This window comes from Bacillus sp. DE0042 (assembly GCF_007680225.1).
Taxonomy (GTDB): domain Bacteria; phylum Bacillota; class Bacilli; order Bacillales; family Bacillaceae_G; genus Bacillus_A; species Bacillus_A wiedmannii.
The window spans coordinates 471,481-488,621 of record NZ_VEJP01000001.1 but is presented as its reverse complement, the minus strand read 5'-3'; the positions used below and the strand labels follow the sequence as shown (position 1 = coordinate 488,621).

Here is a 17,141-nt window from a genome sequence, read left to right as displayed (position 1 = left end):
TGTTTACGATGGGAATCTGGGTGGAACCACGGGTATAAGCACGCTCGTCCCTATTTTAGGGATGAGTGTGCTTTTTATTATGAAATGGAGAGATGAAAAATGAAAGAACAAATGATTGAAATTAAATTTCCAGATGGTAGTCTTAAAGAATTTGTAAAAGGAATTACTTTAGAAGAAATTGCTGGATCCATTAGCAGTAGTTTAAAAAAGAAAGCAGTCGCAGGGAAAGTTAATAATCAGTTATATGATTTACGCCGAATTATTGAAGAAAATGCGGAAGTAGAAATCGTTACTATAGATTCAAATGAAGGTGTAGAAATTGCAAGACACTCTGCGGCACATATTTTAGCGCAAGCTGTAAAGAGAATGTATGGTAATGTAAACCTTGGTGTAGGGCCTGTTATTGAAAATGGATTTTATTATGATATGGATCTTCCGAGTAGTGTAAACGTGGAAGATTTACCGGAAATCGAAAAAGAAATGAAAAAGATTATAAATGAAAATGTAAAAATAGAACGAGTTGAAGTCTCAAGAGAAGAGGCGAAAAAACTGTTTCAAGAAATGAATGATCACCTAAAGTTAGAATTGTTAGAAGCAATTCCTAGTGAGGAAAGTGTAACACTATATAAACAAGGTGAATTTGTAGATTTATGTAGAGGACCACATGTACCGTCAACAGGCTATTTGAAAGCCTTCCAATTAACTCACGTTTCTGGTGCATATTGGCGAGGTGATAGTAACAATCAAGTGCTTCAGCGTATATATGGTGTTGCGTTCTCTTCTCAAAAAGAATTAGAAGAGTATTTACATTTCGTTGAAGAAGCAGCAAAAAGAAATCATCGTAAATTAGGTAGTGAGCTGGAGTTATTTATGTTTTCTGAAGAGGCTCCGGGAATGCCATTTTATTTACCGAAAGGACAAATTATTCGTAATGAATTAGAAGCATTTTTAAGAGAAATTCAAAAAGAGTATAAGTATCAAGAAGTACGTACTCCGTTTATGATGAACCAAGAATTATGGGAGAAATCAGGACACTGGGGACATTACAAAGACAACATGTATTTCTCTGAAGTAGACAATAAAAGTTTCGCATTAAAACCAATGAACTGCCCAGGACATATGTTAATGTTCAAAAATAAATTACACTCTTATCGCGAATTGCCAATTCGTATGTGTGAGTTCGGTCAAGTACACCGACACGAATTTAGCGGGGCATTAAATGGATTATTAAGAGTACGTACTTTCTGCCAAGATGATGCTCATTTATTTGTGACTCCAGAACAAATTGAAGATGAAATTAAATCAGTAATGGCGCAAATTGATTACGTTTATAAAACTTTTGGATTCGAATATGAAGTAGAGCTTTCTACTCGTCCAGAAGATTCAATGGGTGATGATAAGTTGTGGGAGCAAGCAGAAGAGGCATTAGAAAATGTATTACATTCATTGAATTATAAATATAGACTAAATGAAGGTGACGGTGCATTTTATGGACCGAAAATCGACTTCCATATTAAAGACGCTCTAAATAGAAGTCATCAGTGCGGGACAATCCAACTAGATTTCCAAATGCCAGAGAAGTTTGACTTAAATTATATAGATGAGAAGAATGAAAAGAGAAGACCAGTTGTCATTCACAGAGCAGTTTTAGGATCTTTAGACCGTTTCTTAGCGATATTAATTGAGCACTTTGGAGGTGCGTTCCCGGCATGGGTGGCACCAGTTCAAGTGAAAGTTATTCCAGTTTCGAATGCAGTCCATGTACAATATGCAGATGTAGTTGCAGATAAATTAGCACAAGCTGGTGTTCGTGTAGAACGAGATATACGAGGCGAAAAGTTAGGATATAAAATAAGAGAAGCACAAATACAAAAAGTTCCTTATATTCTTGTTATTGGGGATAAAGAAATGGAAAGCAAAGCTGTAAATGTACGTAAATATGGTGAAGACCAGTCAGAAGTGATTGAACTAGATGGGTTTGTGGAAAGTGTAAAAGAGGAAATAAAAAATAAGAAATAGAGATTGATAATAAAATACACCATTAACATGTATTACTGAATTTAAACTCATTAAAGAACCATAATAAATGATGAAGGGATAGCTTAATCGCTATCCCTTCATCATTTATTTCCATATACTTCACTTCAGACTGTTAAATCATTTTCTGATTTTATATTAATGGCTTCTTGTAAGAGCTTTTGGAGAACTGCAGTAAAAACGGCAATTACGATAGAGGAAAAAATAATGATCAATCCAATTGGTATAAAACTTGGAGGATCAATTTTTTTTGCCATTAGATAGTAAAGTGGCATACCTAGTAAGTATATAGTGCCGATCGTGAGGGCACAGTATTTTATATTTTTTAAAGCCTTTACTGATAATTCCGAGAACGCTTTGTACTTATCAATATAGCTTAAAAGTTTAAAAACTTGATACAGAGCGAAGTAAAAAGGGATCGTCGCTACGTACATATCGATTAAAACGAGAGATTTCATATAAGCAATAGCTGGATACAATTCTCCAGCGAAATTCCCGATTTTAGGAACTAAAAATATGCACAATGCAAGTACTACTATACCTATAAAAATAATAGCTAGTTTTAAAAAGAGTGTTGTAACTTGTTTCATAAAAAGCACCTCGTTTATTTAATGACAACATGATTTTATCATATAATTTATTGTTTTAAAATAAAATTATATTGTTTTTTAACTTATTATTATTGTTATTTATGTATCCTATTAATTTTGATGAAAATAAAAAGCCTTTTTCATTACAAAGAAAATTCCCTTATAAAGTGGTCTGTAATATTTTTACCTTACAAAAATGTAAGGTAAATGTAAGCGAAATCGAAGGAACGAGTTGTAGAAAAGTGAGAATATGAAATAGGAAAAAGGTTTACGTTACCTGTGTAATCCTTACTGATTGAAAAATTATTAAGGGTTTACATGAGAAAAAGATAAGAAATATGTGAGAAATTAATTTTATACAAAAGAGATGGAGTGAAAGAGATGTCAACAAATGTAGTTACTGTAGAAAGTGTAGAAAAAACGTATGGGAAAAGAAATGAGAATCAGTCAAAAGCGTTAAGGGGTGTGTCATTAAGTATTAAAGAAGGAGAATTCGTCGGGATTATGGGTCCTTCTGGATCTGGAAAAACGACTTTACTTAATGTGATTAGTACATTGGATCAAGCGACAGGTGGCAGTGTGACAATAGCTGGTACTAATATTACTTCGATGAAGGGGAATGCATTATCTGATTTTCGATCTCAAAAATTAGGATTCATTTTTCAAGATTTTAACTTACTTGAAAACTTATCAATTTATGAAAATATCGCTTTACCACTTTCTCTGCAAGGCGTACCTTCAAGTGAGATTACTGGAAAGGTGAATGAGGTTGCGAAGAAGTTAGGGATTACTGAAATTTTAACGAAATATCCAACTGCTGTTTCTGGTGGACAAAAGCAAAGAACAGCGGCAGCACGAGCTTTAGTACATAATCCAGCAATCGTATTAGCAGATGAACCGACAGGAGCGTTAGATAGTAAAAATGCAAAAAGCTTGTTAGAAGCGATGCAAGACTTACATGAAAATCACAATGTAAGTATTTTAATGGTTACACACGATGCATTTAGTGCAAGTTATTGTGAACGTATTTTATTTATTCAAGACGGACTTCTATATAAAGAGCTAAAGCGTCAAGGAACGCGAGAAAATTTCTATCAAGACATTTTAGGTGTGCTCGCTCATATGGGCTCAGCTGCTGAGTCTAAGTAGGGGGGCGAGACTATGTTATTCAAATTATCACGTCATAGTATGAAAAAGATGTTAAAAGATTATATGGTGTTACTAATTGGTCTCGTTATTAGTATTAGTATTTTCTACATGTTCCAAACAATGGCGATGAATAGTGAATTTACGAAGGATAATAGTCTTATTAGTAGTATTAGACTCGTATTTTGGGTAGGTGCCATACTATTATCTTTCATTACTGTATTTTATATTATATATGCCAATTCGTTCTTACTCACATTAAGAAGAAAAGAACTCGGTATGTATATGATGCTCGGTGCGAAAAAGAAAAAAGTAGCACAGTTACTATTTATTGAAACATTCGGTATGGGTATTGTCAGTATTATTATCGGTATTTTAGTAGGGATGTTACTTGCAAGTGTAGCAGGAAACCTTTTAATGAATGGTATGGAAATTTCAGCAAAAGGTAGTTATTCATCTGTATATACACCAGCAATCTTAGTTACAGCTATTTTCTTCTTAATACTATTTTTTATTACTGGTTTAATGAATAGCATCCGGTTATTACGTAAAACAGAATTGGAGTTAATTCGTGAAGATGAAACACTAGATGAAGTAAAGAAAAGTAAAACTCGCATTATTATAATGACGGTACTTGGTATATTGCTAGTAAGTATAGGATACTACTTTATGATCAATGTAAAAATATATGCTGAATTAGGCTTTATAATAGCGACAATCGTTACAACTCTTGGAACATATTTTATCTTTAGTTCATTACTCCCATTTTTTGTGATGAAAATTAAAGGGAATAAAAAACGAAATGAAACGGGCTTAAATAGTTTTACATATGCACAGCTGCGCTTTCGCGTAAATAGTTTATCGAGAGTATTAGGCACTGTAGCGATGTTAATTGCATTAGGCGCAGGTGCGATGACGGCAGGGATGGCATTTCAAAAAAATGTAGGTATTATGACAGACTTCTCACGTGTATATGATGTTGTAATTCATGATCCAAATGATCAAGATAAAGCGGCATTAAAAGAAATGGAAATTGTGGAAGAAAGCAAGTATAAATATAAAGTAGATGGAGAAGCGGTGTATTACTTACGTAACGACTTAACGGCGAAACCACCACTCGTTTCCGATCACTTCGATACAAAAACTTTAAAAGAGCCTGCTCGTAAACGTGTTGCTGAACCTTTAACTGAACCTGTCTATTCTGCTTTGGAAGCTCCCGAAGCAGCCAATAAGCTTCCTCGTATGCCAAAAGATTGGGAAGATGCAGTTGTAAGAGAAATACAAATTACACATAATCAATTTAACGGAAAACCTGTAAGAATTGCTGATGAAGAACACTACAAAGCAGTTCAAGGAACGGAACATAGTGTAACATTAGCAAAAGTAGATGATATGAAAAAATATAAACCGTTGTTGCTCGATATAGATAAGAGACAAAAAGAGCAAATTGAAAAAACAACAGGTACAAAAGTAGACTTATTTACAAAAATGACAATTTATCAGTTTATGAACAGTTTCATGAGTGGAACAATGTTTATGGGATTTTTCCTTGGAATTGCCTTTTTAGCAATGATGGCAAGTTCGCTAATGTTCAAAATATTAACAGGTGCTTCTCGTGACGTACGCCGTTATGAAATGTTACGAAAAATTGGTGTGAGACGTAGTATGTTAACGAAAAGTATTTATAAAGAAATTTCATATTTATTTATCTTCCCAGCGATTATCGGAATTTCCCACGTGTTAGTAGGGCTTAACTTATTCAGTTTTATATTAGTTGACCCGTTTGTAAAAGTATGGGTGCCGATTGGGATTTTCTTAGTCATTTATTTCATCTATTACTGGATTACTGTCCAACTTTATAAAGGTATGGTAATGCCGAAAGAAGAAGTAGCGAAATAGTTAAAGGAAAAAGTCTTTGTTTTGAAAACAAGGGCTTTTTTCTTTATTTCTAATACATTGTGATCGAGTCATTCTATGAATTTTATATTGAAAATTAAGGAAATATTAAGAGTTTATATAGCGGAAAGTTAAGAAGTGTATGGGATATTAAGAATGTGCAAAAGATCAAGGTGAAATTGTTGTATATTTATATTTTTTTGAGGTAGTTTTACTGAACTAAATTGATGTTTTTATAAATTTAAAAGAAAGGAAACTACTTATGAAGAAGATAAAAAAATTAATAAAACTTATTGGAGTCATCATTTTACTATTATTAATCGTAGCACTAATATTTCCTACATGGACCTCGCAAATAAAAGGGAAAAACAGTATAAGTACATTAGAGCAAGTAGAGATAAATGGAAGTGATCATGAAATTATGATACGCGGAAAAGATAAGAACAATCCGGTTATTATTTTTGTACATGGTGGACCAGGTACTTCAGAAATACCATATGCGCAAAAATACCAAAACTTATTGGAAGAGAAATTCACAGTTGTTAATTACGATCAAAGAGCGAGTGGGAAGTCGTATCATTTCTTTGAAGACTATTCGAATCTTACATCAGATCTTCTTGTAGAAGATTTATTAGCTATGACAGATTATGTTTCAAAACATCTTGGTAAAGAAAAAGTAATATTGGTTGGTCATTCTTACGGTACATATATCGGAATGCAAGCTGCCAATAAAGCCCCTGAAAAATATGAAGCATATGTTGGCATAGGGCAAATGAGTGATACAGTAGAAAGTGAAATGGATAGTTTAAACTATGTGATTGAACAGGCACAAAGTGCTGGGAATACAGATGAGGTTGCCTATTTAAATGAGTTGACTGAAAAAATTAAAAATGGCGATACATACACTCCGAGGAATTATGTTGCAAAATATGGTGGAACATCAAGACTCATTGAAAATCCAGATGGTGATAATATTGGGATGCTACTCAGTAATGAATATAACTTTTTAGATGTAATTCGTTATAACGTTGGATTATCACATTCTCAAACTGTCTTATTAGAAAAGGATTTAAAGAACCCATTGCCTACTAAGGTGACTGAAATGAAGCTACCGCTTTATTTCCTTATGGGAAAATACGACTATAATACTTCATTTCATGCAGCGAAAAAATATTTTGATATGATTGAAGTGAATCAAAAAGAATTCATTACTTTTGAAAAGTCAGCTCATTATCCGCAATTTGAAGAGAAGGAAAAATTTTATGAGTGGATGTGCGATACATTCATAAAATAAATAAAGTATATCCGAACTTTAGAGAATTAAAATAGTTAGCGAGACGTATAAAGATTTTAGCTACATATCATTACGTGAAGCGAAGTTAAATAAAAAGACTCTTGTATAAAAAACAAGAGTCTTTTTTATAATGTGCTCTATACAGAAGGAAAAGATTGGATAATAGTCGAAAAATATAATATAACTTCCGAGAAATGACTAGAATAATAAAATTTTGTCGAGAGAAAGGATACGAAGTATGAAAGAAATGCTACAGTTATTTCGTAACAAAGTGTATGCACGTTTTTTTCTAGCAAATATTTTAGAGCGACTCGGTTCTATGATTGCTGGAGTTTCTTTAATGTTTTATTTGTTAGACCAATACGGAAAACAACCAGTTTACGCAACGATGACACAAATTATGATGGCATTACCTGCATTAATCTTTTTTCTATTAGTAGGGACAGTAGTGGATCGTTTTGATAGACAGCGTATATGCACGGTAAGTAACATATGTTGTTCGCTCTGTAATATCGGAATTCTAATTTCGCTTTATTACGGGATGATTATACTCGTCTTTATATTTTTATTTTTGGAAAATGCATGTATACAATTTTTCTCTCCATCAGAACAGTCGATGATACAGGGAGTAGTTGAATCCGACCAATACGGTGCAGCAGCAGGTGTGAATCAAATGGTGAATAGTTTGTATGCTTTGTTTGGTGTAGGAATTGCAACGATGGTGTACTGGACTTTTGGAATATACGGGAGTATTTTAGTAAATACGCTCACTTTTATTATGAGTGGTATTTTGATTCAAACGATCTCCATTCCAGAAAAAGTGCGTTTGCCAAACGGTAGAACAAAATGGAAAGAAGTTAATTTGAAAATGTTAATAACAGAGTTTCAAAAAGGGATCAAGTATATATATCAAAATGACACTTTAAAAAAATTACTTTTAGGATTTATCGTGTTTGGACTATTAAATGGTATTTTAAGCGTATCCACAACTTACATATTAAAATATAAATTAGCACCAGCAACGTATGAAAGTTTAGCGATGGTGGGTGGTGTAGTTGGAGGGATTTCATTACTAATTGGAAGTGTAGTAGCAACAAGTGTAGGGAAGAAATATGCACCCAAGCCTATTATTGTCTTTGGTATGGCTGGCTCAGGGGTCTTTTTCGGTATGTGTTACTTTGTAAACCACGTATGGTCTTTTTATGTATGTATCGCTTTTGCGACTTTCTTTTTACCGTTTATTAATGTTGCAATTATGGGCTGGATGTATGAAATTGTAGAAGAATCATTCATGGGACGTGTTCAAAGTTTACTTAGTCCATTAACGACAGGATTCCAGCTGTTATCTCTCGGTGCGATAGCGATGTTGTTCCCGAAATGGATTAGTGCAGATACGTTGTATATTATTTTATTTGGTTTATTATTTTTTGTTACGTGTTTATATCAAACCATTTTACCGAGTGGGAAGAAACGGGTGCAAAGTATAGCTGAAGAGATGTAATATATGTGGTTTTTGATTTCTGAATATTCTATCGGATGGTAAGGGGAAATCGTTATGTTGATGCGAATTGTTAAATGGTGTGGGGTTACTTGTTTACAACTAGTAGCTGCAATTTTATGTATAATCTGTCTAGGCGCGCTACCGCGTTTATTTAAGGGATTGCAAATTGATTTAATCGGTTTTTGGAACACGATTGTCTTTCTTGGAGGGAAGATACTTCAACCGGGTGAAATTACATATGGATTTCGAGACTCAAGAAAATTATTTCCGCAAATATGGATTCATTATTTTGAAACGATGATTGTATTTCTATCAGCGTTTTTACTATCTTTGCTTATAGCGTATATACTTGTCGTTTGGGTATTGCAGCGTTCTTATATGAAACAGAAAATGTGGAACGGGGTTTTTCTTACGCTTGAGAGTATACCGGATATTTTACTTATTTTATTATCGCAACTTCTTGTCGTAATTATGTTTCAAAAAACAGGATTTATGCCGGTCAAACTGGCTGGATTAGGGGAAGAAAGGATACGTTTGTTACCAATTATATGTCTTACAATACCAACAACATTATTGTTTATTAAACTGTTGTTATTACGGTTTAAAGAAGAATTAGAGAAAGATTATAGTTTGTTTGCCAAGAGTAAAGGGCTAAGCTTCCGGCATATTTTGACACATCATATTTCAAGAAATGTTTTATTAACGACAATTTATTACGCGAAAACAAATATTTTATTCATGCTTTCCAATTTATATATTATTGAATGGATATTTAATACATATGGTATGTTTGTTTTTGTAAAAGAAAATTCAAAATTGGAAATATTTACAGTGAGTCTAGTAATATTATACGTACCGCTTTTTATACTATTTCGTATATTACATACGCTTTTACAAAATGTTATAAAGGAGCGTGTGTAACATGTGGCAAGTTGTAAAAAGAGATGTGAGATTTTGGATAGGTATTACTTTTTTGAGTGTACTAACGATTGTTAGTATTGGATATACGGTGTTTTTTGATGGGAATATTCGTGAACTTACGATGATGTATAACGAAAAAGGGGAACTAGAGGCAGCACCATTTTCGCCATCGAGTAAATTTTGGTTTGGAAGTGATGTGAAAGGTCGTGACCTTGTTCAATTAATAATAGAAGGTGCAAAATGGACAGTTGGAGCGAGTATAATTATAGCGATTTTACGAGTTATAGTTGGAGGGGGAGTTGGTTTACTTCTTGGTATGTATGGTAAACGTTCTTTTCCAGTTATTTCATCCTTTTTTGATCCTTTTAGTATTGTACCGATGGTTATGATTTCTTATTTTATGTTAAATGAAGTTTTAACGTTTGATAGTGGAGCAGAAGTTGTGCCGTTGTATTTGCGTGTGGCATTTCAAATTATAGTTCTTGTATGTCTTGCTGTACCAACGGTTATGTTGTATGTAGCGCAAGAAGTAAAGCGTATTAAGAAAGAAGAATTTATGTTGGCAGCTACTGTGCTCGGCGGAAGTAAGTGGCATAGGTTGAAGCGCCATATATGGCCGCATATGTTACCGCCATTTCTTTTATTAGTAGCGCAACAATTTGTAAGTACTTTATTACTACTTTTACACCTTGGTTTGTTGCAATTATTTTTTGGTGGAACAATAACCTTCAGTGGAATGGATCCAGATAGTGTAACAAAGGAATGGACGGGCCTAATTGGTCAAAACTTCCGCCATTTAACTACACATACGTGGATTGTACTTATACCAATTACTTTTTATAGTATGACAATTTTAGCGGGAAATCTAGTTAGTAATAGTATGCAAGATGCGATTAAACTAGGAAATGTAAAAATACCTAAGAGCAAGGATAAAGAAGTAAAGGAAGAAAAACGAGTACAAACTAATGTGAATGATTTTTCTTTTTATAGAGAGATACAAAAATAAAAAAGATAGCTGAAGACAAATTGTTTTCAGCTATCTTTTTTTGTTTATAGTGGTGGTAAATCAATCTTACCTTCTTCAAATAATTCTTTTATCATATGTTTCGTATAACCAGCTGCTTGACCAAAGGTGATTTTTGCTGGCATTGGTGCTTCGTTTGCATCTACAACTACATCGATAATACATGGTTTATTTTGTTTTACCGCACTTTCGAAAGCAGGAAGTAGTTCATCTAAATTTTCAACGCGGTATCCAATACCTCCGCACGCCTCTGCGTATTTTGCGAAATCAGGGTTTGTTAAGTCTGTACCAAATTCGATATTACCCATAACTTCTTGTTCGAATTTAATCATGGCAATCTTATTATTATTTAATACGATGACAACGATTGGCAGTTTATATTTAACAGCTGTTACAAAGTCGTTCATTGTCATTCCAAAACCACCGTCACCACAAACTGCAAACACTTGTTTATCCGGGAAAGCAATTTTTCCAGCAATTGCACCAGGTAAACCGCAGCCAAGAGTTGCGAGCCAGCTAGAAATGATAAATTGCTGGTTTGTCATACGGAAGTGCCTTGCAGTCCATACTGTTACATTTCCGACATCGACTGATAGTATTGCATCATCATGAGCTACTTGTTGCAGTGTATGCATAACGCGTTGTGGTTTAATTGGAGTAGAAGAATCGTCTTCTTGATTGTGTAATTTTTCTTCCCAATTTTTCATCATTTCTTGGTGATGCTTTAAGAAGGAGTGATTCTCGTGTTTTTCTACATTTTCAATTAACCATTTTAATGTTTTATCAGCATCACCAGCTAAGCCGATATCAGTTACATAACGTTTTCCGATTTGGGCAGGATCAGTATCGATATGGATTGTTTTTGCTTTTTCGGGTAAGAAACCGGTGAACGGATAAGAAGTACCAATCATAATTAAAGTATCCGCATGTTTCATTGCTTCATAAGAAGGTTTCGTTCCAATTAATCCTAATCCACCGATACAAAGTGGATGTTCATCAGGGATAATGCCTTTAGCTGGTAATGTAAGTACGATTGGAGCACCGATGTGTTCTGCGAAAGTAAGTAAAGATTCTCTCGCATGTTTCGCACCTTTTCCAGCTAAAATTACAGGCTTTTTCGCTTCATTTATTGCGAGTTTTGCAGCATGTAAATCTTCTTCTTGCGGAAATAACTCAGGTAATGTAAAAGAAGTATTTGTAACACGAGCACCACTTTTTACTTCGAATTTCGGAACATCATCTGGAATCGTAAGAACAGATACACCTTTTTTCGTATAAGCCATTCGAATCGCTTGATTCACGACAGCAGGCAACTGTTCTGCTGACATAATGCGCTGGTTATATACCGCAACATCATCGAATAATCTTTCTAAGTTTACTTCTTGGAAAAAATCCGTCCCGAGTAAATCTGTTTCTACTTGACCTGAAATTGCTAGAACAGGGGCTTTATCGAGTTTAGCATCATATAAACCATTTAATAAATGAATAGCGCCCGGCCCTGCGATTGCCATACAAACGCCGAGTTTTCCTGTTAACTTAGCATAGGCAGCTGCTGCTAGTGCACCAGCTTCTTCATGGCGCACTTGAATGAATTTGATTTTATCTTGTTTTTTTCTTAAAGCTTCAATTATAGAATTGATAGAATCTCCAGGCATTCCGTAAATGTGTTCTACTCCCCAGTCAATTAATAGGTCAACTAATGCTTCACCGGCTGTTTTCCCAAACATAATTTTTCCTCCTTATAATAGGTAGATACTATTATGTTTTGGAGAAAAAGGAAAAATATACAAATGATTATATTATTATCTTTAATGATGACCAGTAAATAGTGTAAATACTGTTATTAGTAAAAACCCGCTAGTTGCCCATGTTAAAAATGTAAGGAAGGAGAGCTGTTTTTTAGCCTTCCAAAGCATTTCATGAATTGTGACATAGCCAAGTGAACCGATAGCGCTCCCCATAATGAGCCCTTGTAAATGTAGAGCCTTTCCTTCCATCAAAATACCAAAGACAGTACCAGTTCCGAGAATAAGTGAAAGTAATAAAGTCGTAAATAAAAATGAAATGCATTTATGCTTTGTAAAGAGGAAGGGGATGATTAATGCTAGGCCTTCAGGAATATGGTGAATTATAATCGCAAGTAAGAAAGGAATGGCAGAATCATTATGATTTATAAATGCTGTACCTAATGCAAAGCCACTCGGCAAATTATGAATAAATATAGCAAAAGAAAGAAAAAGGAAAGTTTGCCACGCTTGTTGATCTTTTTTATGTATCATTGGATGATGACAATAGTTATCTAATAAGTTCATAACCAAAATACCGATAGCTATACCGAGTATAGGGCCGATTATTTCATAGCTTGTAAAGGTTTCAGGAATAATTTCAAGGGATAAAAGCCCAAGCAAAATTCCGCCACATAATGCATATAAACGATGCATTTTTTCTTCGATTAGCTGGCGCGTAGCAATGCCGACAGCGCCGCCTAATAGTAATCCACCGAATGAAAAAAATGTAACTATCATAGGAATCCATAATCGTTCCATCGTATCACACTCCGATTCTTCCACTTATTTTTAGCTTACGAAAAGGAAAGTTAGATTAGTCCAAGTAATTGTGTTTGATTATAGAGAAAAAACTAATAATTCGTTATAATTTATATATTAAGCTTAAGTGGAAATATGAAATGGGGAATACGTTTGCAAACAAAATGGAGTCTATCTGAATATGAAAATCCAAAACGATATGATGTGGAAAATAAAAGTTTGTCAGATTTTCCGTTCTTACTATCATGGGCAAAAAAACTAAGTATACAAAATGAATGGATTCTAGATATTGCCTGCGGAACAGGAAGGGTTACAATTCCATTTATAGAAAACGGATATAAAATGATTGGTGTAGATATACATGAAGGTATGCTTGCTGAGGCGAAGAGAAAATCTATGAAATATAAGAAAGTAAAATAGTTACAACAAGACTGCTTACAAATGAAGATTGAAGAAACAATTCCGTTAGCATTTATGGTTGGTCATGGATTTCAGCATTTTCTTACGAATAATGATCAAAATAAGTTATTAACATCTATTCATCATGTGTTAGCTAATAATGGTATATTCATATTCGATACACGTTTTCCTTCAAAAGAAGAATTAATACAACCATCTACAGAAGAATATTGGACAACTATTCGTGATGAAATGGGAAGAAAATGTGATTTATATACTGAAATGACATATGATTCAATTCAGCAAATACAGCACTACATAACAACAAGAAGGTTTTATGAGGATGATGGGCAAGTAGAGGAACTGAAAACAACGATTGACCTTCGCTATACATATCCGCAAGAGTTAGAAAGATTATTAGTAGCGAATGGTTTTGAATTATTACATATATATAATGATTGGGAAGGAAATGAGTTAGGGGAAGATTGCTATTCTATGGTAGTAGTTTGCGGGAAGAAAAAATAGTGTTATTTTAAAAATATGAGTGTAAAAAGCTTTTAAGGAGAGAAAAAGATGTCTTGGTACTTAGATAATGTTTATGAATTAAATAAAGGAGCACCATATACTTTCTATCTACCTAGCTCAGAAGTGTTGGAGAAATTAAAGGTTGGAGATTTGGTAAAGTTAATTTTTGTAACTAAAAATGAAGAAGAGGATGGGTTTAATGGAGAAAGAATGTGGGTTGAAATTACTGAAAGAAATGAGAAGAAGTTTGTAGGGAAACTCAATAATAATCCGTATCGTTTAAATTTAAAAATAGGTGATGAAATTTCATTTGGAATTCAAAATATATGTGATACGGAATATCAGGATCCAGCTTCAAAAGATTGGGATTTTTATTTTGATACGAAGGTAATTGTTAGTAATGATGTACTGGAAAGAAGAGAATTTAACTTTATGCTTAAAGAGGATTCGAGAGAAGAAGGCGACTCTGGTTGGTCAATATTAAGTGGCTATGAAAGTGATGACTATGTAAATGATCCTAAAAATTTTCAAGTTATTTCAGTTGGAGTCATATTGAATATAGATGATTCTATTTTAAAATTTCTTGAGGAACCACCTTTATGTGCATATGAAAGAAATGATAAAGGTAGATTCTATAAGATTGAAGACTATGATTGGGATGCGTATTTAAATGGATAGAAGAATTTACTACGTTGTAAAGAAAAGTACATTTTGTTTCGGAATCATATTAACGTTATTTTTAAGTGGATGTATCAGTTTTGGTAAAGAAACTACAGATACAATTTACGTAATTCCTGAAGAATATGAAGGGGATTTAATTGTTTTATATAACGTACCTGGTGCTGAATTGTTACCAAAAGAAGAAGAGTTTAGTGTTGTCACTTTCGCAGCTGACGGTACTGCTGTTACATCTACAAAAGATATGAAATATGGTACAGTGAACGATTTATATTACACAGTAAATAAAGAAGGGAGGCGTACGAAGCTTGATTCTAGCTGTATACGCCTTGCTTCAACTGGAAGTAGAACCGAAAATTCGTGGGAATTTCCACTTGCAAACTTAGAAGTAACTCGTACAGCATGTTCTAAAGAATTTTCAGCAAATGGTAGAGAGGTACCAGAGAACCAAGAGCATCCTGCTGAAAAGAAGATGAGAGATTTAATGCAGCATGTACAAGAACAGTATATGAATAAAGGGAAATAGTTAGTATGTTAGATGGAAGAAATTCATAAGTAGTATAAATTGCAGAGAATAGTAGTAAATGGAGGAACTAATTATGCAACAAATTAAAAAAATAGGAAACTCATTTTGGTATATGACACCTGTTTCTGAAACAGATAGACCTATATTAGGAATGGTCGTCGGACAAGAAAAAACTTTAATGATTGATGCAGGGAATTCAGAAGCACATGCACAATTATTTTTAGAAATGCTAAAAGAACAAAACGTATCAAATCCTGATCTCGTAGCACTAACACATTGGCATTGGGATCATATTTTTGGATTGCCTGTACTACAAAATGCATTAACTATTGCGCATACTGAAACGAAAAAAGAGATGCAGAAACTAGTATCTTATGAATGGACAGATGAAGCATTGGACGCACGCGTAAAAGAGGGTACTGAAATAGAATTTTGTGCGGATTGTATCAAAAAAGAGTTCAGTGAAGAACAAAGAAATATTAAAATTATTCCTCCGACCTTAACGTTCCAGGATCAACTTGAATTAGATCTTGGTGAAGTGACATGCGTGTTAAAACATATAGGCGGAGATCATGCACATGACTCTGTTGTTATGTATATAAAAGAAGAGAAGATATTGTTTTTAGGAGACTGTATATATGCAGATATTTTTTCTTCGAAGTGGAACTATACGACGAAACGAACGTCTAAATTAATAGATGAATTAGAAAAATTTGATGCTGAGACATATATTCTTTCTCATGGGACAGCTATAAATCGGGATGAGTTTTTACAAGAAATGCATTTGCTGAAAACAGTAGGAACATATACAGAAGCTCATAAAGGCGATGAAGAGAACATAAAGGCAGCGTATAAACGAGACGTAGATAGAGAATTAAACGAAGATGAACTAGAAACAATAACGTTTTTTGTAAATGGTTATGAAATGGTGAATCTATAAAACGCAACTTTAATCAGATAACATTAAACTGCACAAAAAGAGTATTGAATTAACTTTCAATACTCTTTTTAATATTAAGTTCCAACCAATTTCTAATTATTTTTACTGTACCATCTGAAGCTACATCATTTTTGGGTTTTCCATATAGATAAGTTTTTAATTAGAGACTTTCTTTGCTAACCCAGTTATATAGTCGAAAAACTCATTGTGGTTTACATCATATACTACATTTACCGGCCGTCCATCAGCAGTTTCCTCTGTACGTCCTTGGCTTGGTCCATATGTATGAACGATACTATTAATCGCTTGAGATTTTGCAAGGCTAGTGTTTCCGACAAGTGCGGTAGTTAATACATCCCACAAATAGTAAGTAGAGTTCGTTGAGAAATGAACGAGGGGAGGAACCATCGCATAGCATTGACCAAGGAAATCCATACCAATATATTTACGCTCTTTTGCCCACTGTTCACGTATGTCTATAGTTAATGGGACTTGGTTTGTACTTTCTAGTGTCACTAAGTCGATTTTAATTTTTGATTCCCATACACGAGCTACTGCTTCAGGATCCCAAAAAGAATTCCACTCAGCTGTTCCATCATGTTCTGGTTCATGTACATTGCCGGCAGTACGAAATGTTCCTCCCATCCAAACAAGGCGCTCAATTTCCCCCTCGATTACAGGTGCTTCATATAGTGCACGAGCTAAATCGGTAAGAGGACCTGTAAATAATAAAGTTGTTTTCTCTTCAGTTTGTAGTAGGGTTTCAATTAAGTGATGATGTGCAGGTTTTGCCGCTATAGGTGTTACATCTTTTCCAGACTCATTTAAAATTGGTAAAGCATCTACATAAAATGCATGCATCCGCCAGTCTTTTGGAAATGGATTTTTCGCACGGGAATTTGATGCGGCAACTTCAATATTTTCTTTGCTGAAGCGATCAATAATTTTGCGACTTGCTGAGATTGCTGGTTCCAAATAGCAATCTGCTGGGATAACTGAAACACCTGTAAGCTTGACATTATCCATCTGGAGTAATAAAAATAGTGAAATTAAATCATCTACACCACCATCATGATTGAAGTACACTTTTTTCATCATTGTAATCTCCATCCTATATG

The 17,141-nt window shown here is 34.0% G+C and carries 14 protein-coding genes, 1 pseudogene and 1 other annotated feature (1 of these 16 running past the window's edge); of the genes and pseudogenes, 11 read left to right on the top strand and 4 right to left on the bottom strand.

All coding sequences use genetic code 11. The features are described 5' to 3' along the window. Positions 1–55: a binding site (T-box leader), on the top strand; it begins 168 nt to the left of the window's first position. Between the two features lie 44 nt (positions 56–99). After that, positions 100–2,019 (top strand): threonine--tRNA ligase, encoded by a 1,920-nt coding sequence (thrS, locus tag FS802_RS02215; protein WP_098654736.1) that lies wholly within the window; start codon positions 100–102, stop codon positions 2,017–2,019. Positions 2,020–2,144: 125 nt separating this feature from the next. Here the strand turns inward: thrS and FS802_RS02210 are convergent, their stop codons facing one another. Then, on the bottom strand, positions 2,145–2,627 hold the full coding sequence (locus FS802_RS02210; protein WP_098654737.1) for a DUF2975 domain-containing protein: 483 nt from the start codon (positions 2,625–2,627) through the stop codon (positions 2,145–2,147). A 381-nt stretch (positions 2,628–3,008) separates the two neighbouring features. Here FS802_RS02210 and FS802_RS02205 point away from each other — a divergent pair, with 381 nt between their 5' ends. From FS802_RS02205 to FS802_RS02180, 6 genes are all read left to right on the top strand, one after another. Further along, entirely contained in the window at positions 3,009–3,776 is a 768-nt protein-coding gene (locus tag FS802_RS02205) for an ABC transporter ATP-binding protein (RefSeq protein WP_000106429.1), read from the top strand. A 12-nt stretch (positions 3,777–3,788) separates the two neighbouring features. Further along, positions 3,789–5,672 (top strand): FtsX-like permease family protein, encoded by a 1,884-nt coding sequence (locus FS802_RS02200; protein WP_000897900.1) that lies wholly within the window; start codon positions 3,789–3,791, stop codon positions 5,670–5,672. Between the two features lie 259 nt (positions 5,673–5,931). Next, positions 5,932–6,963, top strand: a complete 1,032-nt coding sequence (locus FS802_RS02195; RefSeq protein ID WP_088046884.1) for an alpha/beta fold hydrolase — start codon at positions 5,932–5,934, stop codon at positions 6,961–6,963. A gap of 238 nt (positions 6,964–7,201) precedes the next feature. Further along, positions 7,202–8,464: an MFS transporter gene (locus FS802_RS02190; protein WP_336619807.1), complete on the top strand. Its 1,263-nt coding sequence runs from the start codon at positions 7,202–7,204 to the stop codon at positions 8,462–8,464. 54 nt (positions 8,465–8,518) lie between these two features. After that, positions 8,519–9,385, top strand: coding sequence for an ABC transporter permease subunit (locus FS802_RS02185; RefSeq protein ID WP_098058115.1), 867 nt, complete (start codon positions 8,519–8,521; stop codon positions 9,383–9,385). 1 nt (position 9,386) lies between these two features. After that, a complete protein-coding gene (locus tag FS802_RS02180) occupies positions 9,387–10,391 on the top strand; it encodes an ABC transporter permease subunit (protein ID WP_098654739.1) in 1,005 nt (334 codons plus the stop codon). A gap of 44 nt (positions 10,392–10,435) precedes the next feature. On the opposite strand, the gene FS802_RS02175 is transcribed toward FS802_RS02180, so the two are convergent. Together FS802_RS02175 and FS802_RS02170 are read right to left on the bottom strand one after the other, a co-directional pair. Next, on the bottom strand, positions 10,436–12,136 hold the full coding sequence (locus FS802_RS02175; RefSeq protein WP_098654740.1) for a pyruvate oxidase: 1,701 nt from the start codon (positions 12,134–12,136) through the stop codon (positions 10,436–10,438). Positions 12,137–12,217: 81 nt separating this feature from the next. Next, positions 12,218–12,955, bottom strand: a complete 738-nt coding sequence (locus tag FS802_RS02170) for a ZIP family metal transporter (RefSeq protein WP_098654741.1) — start codon at positions 12,953–12,955, stop codon at positions 12,218–12,220. Between the two features lie 135 nt (positions 12,956–13,090). On the opposite strand from FS802_RS02170, the pseudogene FS802_RS02165 reads away from it, so the two are divergent. The 4 genes and pseudogenes from FS802_RS02165 (at position 13,091) to FS802_RS02150 (ending at position 16,023) form a co-directional block, all read left to right on the top strand. Further along, positions 13,091–13,879: pseudogene (locus FS802_RS02165) on the top strand (class I SAM-dependent methyltransferase). 48 nt (positions 13,880–13,927) lie between these two features. Further along, complete coding sequence (locus tag FS802_RS02160; protein WP_098654742.1) at positions 13,928–14,557, top strand: immunity protein Imm33 domain-containing protein; 630 nt, start codon at positions 13,928–13,930, stop codon at positions 14,555–14,557. After that, the gene (locus tag FS802_RS02155) at positions 14,550–15,083 is read left to right on the top strand and encodes a DUF6843 domain-containing protein (RefSeq protein WP_000375923.1); all 534 of its coding nucleotides are present in this window, start codon (positions 14,550–14,552) and stop codon (positions 15,081–15,083) included. Before FS802_RS02160 ends, FS802_RS02155 begins: the two co-directional genes overlap by 8 nt. Before the next feature lie 73 nt (positions 15,084–15,156). Further along, complete coding sequence (locus FS802_RS02150; protein ID WP_016087936.1) at positions 15,157–16,023, top strand: MBL fold metallo-hydrolase; 867 nt, start codon at positions 15,157–15,159, stop codon at positions 16,021–16,023. Positions 16,024–16,179: 156 nt separating this feature from the next. Here the strand turns inward: FS802_RS02150 and FS802_RS02145 are convergent, their stop codons facing one another. Beyond that, positions 16,180–17,133 (bottom strand): nucleoside hydrolase, encoded by a 954-nt coding sequence (locus FS802_RS02145; RefSeq protein WP_098707943.1) that lies wholly within the window; start codon positions 17,131–17,133, stop codon positions 16,180–16,182. Positions 17,134–17,141: the final 8 nt, after the last annotated feature.

Excerpts from the sequence above, each read along its gene's own strand:
- thrS (WP_098654736.1), top strand. The coding sequence starts at position 100 with ATGAAAGAACAAATGATTGAAATTAAATTTCCAGATGGTAGTCTTAAA.
- FS802_RS02210 (WP_098654737.1), bottom strand. The coding sequence starts at position 2,627 with ATGAAACAAGTTACAACACTCTTTTTAAAACTAGCTATTATTTTTATA.
- FS802_RS02205 (WP_000106429.1), top strand. The coding sequence starts at position 3,009 with ATGTCAACAAATGTAGTTACTGTAGAAAGTGTAGAAAAAACGTATGGG.
- FS802_RS02200 (WP_000897900.1), top strand. The coding sequence starts at position 3,789 with ATGTTATTCAAATTATCACGTCATAGTATGAAAAAGATGTTAAAAGAT.
- FS802_RS02195 (WP_088046884.1), top strand. The coding sequence starts at position 5,932 with ATGAAGAAGATAAAAAAATTAATAAAACTTATTGGAGTCATCATTTTA.
- FS802_RS02190 (WP_336619807.1), top strand. The coding sequence starts at position 7,202 with ATGAAAGAAATGCTACAGTTATTTCGTAACAAAGTGTATGCACGTTTT.
- FS802_RS02185 (WP_098058115.1), top strand. The coding sequence starts at position 8,519 with ATGTTGATGCGAATTGTTAAATGGTGTGGGGTTACTTGTTTACAACTA.
- FS802_RS02180 (WP_098654739.1), top strand. The coding sequence starts at position 9,387 with ATGTGGCAAGTTGTAAAAAGAGATGTGAGATTTTGGATAGGTATTACT.
- FS802_RS02175 (WP_098654740.1), bottom strand. The coding sequence starts at position 12,136 with ATGTTTGGGAAAACAGCCGGTGAAGCATTAGTTGACCTATTAATTGAC.
- FS802_RS02170 (WP_098654741.1), bottom strand. The coding sequence starts at position 12,955 with ATGGAACGATTATGGATTCCTATGATAGTTACATTTTTTTCATTCGGT.
- FS802_RS02160 (WP_098654742.1), top strand. The coding sequence starts at position 13,928 with ATGTCTTGGTACTTAGATAATGTTTATGAATTAAATAAAGGAGCACCA.
- FS802_RS02155 (WP_000375923.1), top strand. The coding sequence starts at position 14,550 with ATGGATAGAAGAATTTACTACGTTGTAAAGAAAAGTACATTTTGTTTC.
- FS802_RS02150 (WP_016087936.1), top strand. The coding sequence starts at position 15,157 with ATGCAACAAATTAAAAAAATAGGAAACTCATTTTGGTATATGACACCT.
- FS802_RS02145 (WP_098707943.1), bottom strand. The coding sequence starts at position 17,133 with ATGGAGATTACAATGATGAAAAAAGTGTACTTCAATCATGATGGTGGT.